Origin of the sequence: Nocardioides sp., from assembly GCF_034670285.1 — a bacterium.
Classification (GTDB): domain Bacteria; phylum Actinomycetota; class Actinomycetes; order Propionibacteriales; family Nocardioidaceae; genus Nocardioides.
The window spans coordinates 1-2,337 of the sequence record NZ_JAXMNS010000503.1 but is presented as its reverse complement, the minus strand read 5'-3'; the positions used below and the strand labels follow the sequence as shown (position 1 = coordinate 2,337).

General features: G+C 71.3%; 3 protein-coding genes. 2 read left to right on the top strand and 1 reads right to left on the bottom strand.

Annotated features, from left to right (window positions below; genetic code table 11):
- Positions 1 to 31: 31 nt before the first annotated feature.
- Together VOI19_RS18285 and VOI19_RS18280 are read left to right on the top strand one after the other, a co-directional pair.
- Positions 32 to 1,033: a metal ABC transporter permease gene (locus tag VOI19_RS18285; RefSeq protein WP_323794373.1), complete on the top strand. Its 1,002-nt coding sequence runs from the start codon at positions 32 to 34 to the stop codon at positions 1,031 to 1,033.
- Positions 1,020 to 1,442, top strand: coding sequence for a Fur family transcriptional regulator (locus tag VOI19_RS18280; protein ID WP_323794372.1), 423 nt, complete (start codon positions 1,020 to 1,022; stop codon positions 1,440 to 1,442). Before VOI19_RS18285 ends, VOI19_RS18280 begins: the two co-directional genes overlap by 14 nt.
- Here the strand turns inward: VOI19_RS18280 and VOI19_RS18275 are convergent.
- Positions 1,439 to 2,221, bottom strand: coding sequence for an isoprenyl transferase (locus VOI19_RS18275; RefSeq protein ID WP_323794371.1), 783 nt, complete (start codon positions 2,219 to 2,221; stop codon positions 1,439 to 1,441). The two genes, VOI19_RS18280 and VOI19_RS18275, sit on opposite strands and share 4 nt — an antisense overlap.
- Positions 2,222 to 2,337: the final 116 nt, after the last annotated feature.

Below are 2,337 nucleotides of genomic sequence, written 5' to 3'. Positions count from 1 at the left end.
TGCCTCACGTGCAGTCCCCCCTGGAGCTTCCATGAGCGTCGTCGAGCTGCTCAACACCGAGTTCATGCAGCGGGCCCTGCTGGCCGCCCTGTTCACCGGCCTGGCCGCGCCGGCGCTCGGCACCTACCTCGTGCAGCGGCGCCTGGCCCTCATGGGCGACGGCATCGGCCACGTCGCCGTCACCGGTGTGGCGATCGGACTGCTCACCGGCCTGGCGCCGACCTGGACCGCGGTGGTGGTCGCGATCATCGGCGCCGTCGCGATCGACATCGTGCGCGAGCGCGGCCACACCAACGGCGACGTCGCCCTCGCGCTGCTCTTCTACGGCGGCCTCGCCGGCGGCGTGCTGCTCACCGGCATCGGCGGGCAGAGCGCGGCGACCCTCAACCAGTACCTCTTCGGCTCGATCCTCACCATCTCGGACGGCGACGTCGTCGTCACCATGGTGCTGGCGGCCCTGATCGTGCTCGTCGGGGTCGGTCTGGCTCCCCAGCTGTTCGCCGTCGCCCACGACCCGGAGTTCGCCCGCGTCGCCGGCCTCCGGGTGCTCTACTACAACGTCGTCGTCGCCGTCCTCGCAGCCGTCACGGTCACCGTCGCGATGCGCACCGTCGGCCTGCTGCTGGTCTCGGCGATCATGGTGGTGCCGGTCGCGACCTCCCAGCAGCTCACCCGCTCGTTCCGCACGACCCTGCTGGCCGCCATGGCCCTCGGAACGGTCGCCTCCGTCGGAGGTCTGGTGCTCGCCGCGCTCGCGCCCAGTGGCGTCAACGTCGCGCCCGGCCCAATGATCGTGCTGCTGGCGCTCGGCGGGTTCGTCATCACCTGGCCGGTCGGCGTCTGGCTGCGCCGACGCACGCGACTTCAGGCTCCCTTCGCCGACGACTTGCCGGACGAGCACACCGTCAGTGAGCACGACCACGACCACGGCCCCGGCTGCGGTCACGTCGCCGTGCCGCACGACGACCACGTCGACTACGTGCACAACGGACACCGCCACGCGCCGCACGGTGGCCACTATGACGAGCACTGAGAGCGCCATCGGGTCGCTGCGGCCGACCCGCCAGCGCACAGCGGTGATCGACGCGTTGGCCTCGATCGTCGACTTCCGCTCAGCCCAGGAGATCCACGCACTGCTCGAGACCCGCGAGGCCCACGTCGGGCTCGCCACGGTCTACCGCACCCTCCAGCTGCTCTCCGACGCCGGCCTGGTCGACTCCCTGCGGGCCGAGGACGGCGAGCTCACCTACCGTCGGTGCTCGAGCCACCACCACCATCACCTGGTGTGTCGCGGCTGCGGCGCCGCGGTGGAGGTCGAGGGTCCGGCCGTGGAGCGGTGGGCCGACGCCATCGCCGAGGACCACGGGTTCGTCGACGTCAGCCACACGCTCGAGATCTTCGGCACCTGCACGGCCTGCGCCACGACCGCGGCGGGCAGCTAGGCCTTCCCGTAGCGCCGGTCGCGCTCGGCGTAGATCTCGATCGCTCGCCACAGCGCGAGCCTGTCGACGTCGGGCCAGAGGATGTCGGTGAACACCATCTCCGAGTAAGCGGCCTGCCACAGCATGAAGTTCGAGAGCCGCTGCTCCCCCGACGTGCGCCAGACCAGGTCGGCGTCGCCCAGGTCGGGCAGGTAGAGGTGCTGGGCCAGGGTCTTCTCGCTGACCTTCTCCGGGTTGAGCCGACCGGCGGCGACCTCGCGGGCGATCGATCGGGCGGCATCGGCCAGCTCGGCTCGTCCGCCGTAGTTGACGCACATCGTGAGGGTCAGGACGTCGTTGTCGCGAGTGAGCTCCTCGGCGACCTGGAGCTCGCGGATCACCGACTTCCAGAGGCGGGGAGCCCGGCCCGCCCAGCGGACCCGGACCCCGAGCTCGTGCATCTCGTCGCGGCGTCGCCGGATGACGTCGCGGTTGAAGCCCATGAGGAACTTGACCTCGTCGGGTGAGCGCGTCCAGTTCTCGGTCGAGAAGGCGTAGGCCGAGACGGCCTTGACGCCGATCTCGATGGCTCCCTCGACGACGTCGAAGAGCGAGGCCTCGCCCATCTCGTGGCCCTGAGTGCGGGGCAGCCCACGCTGCTTGGCCCACCGGCCGTTGCCGTCCATCACGATCGCGACGTGGCCGGGCACGAGCTCGGGCGGCAGCTGCGGCGGCCGCGCCCCCGAAGGGTGCGGGGTGGGCGAGCGGTGCTGATGGGGCTGACGAGGGGCGCGCTTCACGCCCCGGACGCTACCGCTCCACGTGCTCGAGCGAGCGCAGGGAACGCTCGAGGTGCCAGGTGAGGAACGCCGCGACCAGGCTGCTCGCCTCCGACAGGTGACGGGGCTGCGCCGTC

Excerpts from the sequence above, each read along its gene's own strand:
- VOI19_RS18280 (WP_323794372.1), top strand. The coding sequence starts at position 1,020 with ATGACGAGCACTGAGAGCGCCATCGGGTCGCTGCGGCCGACCCGCCAG.
- VOI19_RS18285 (WP_323794373.1), top strand. The coding sequence starts at position 32 with ATGAGCGTCGTCGAGCTGCTCAACACCGAGTTCATGCAGCGGGCCCTG.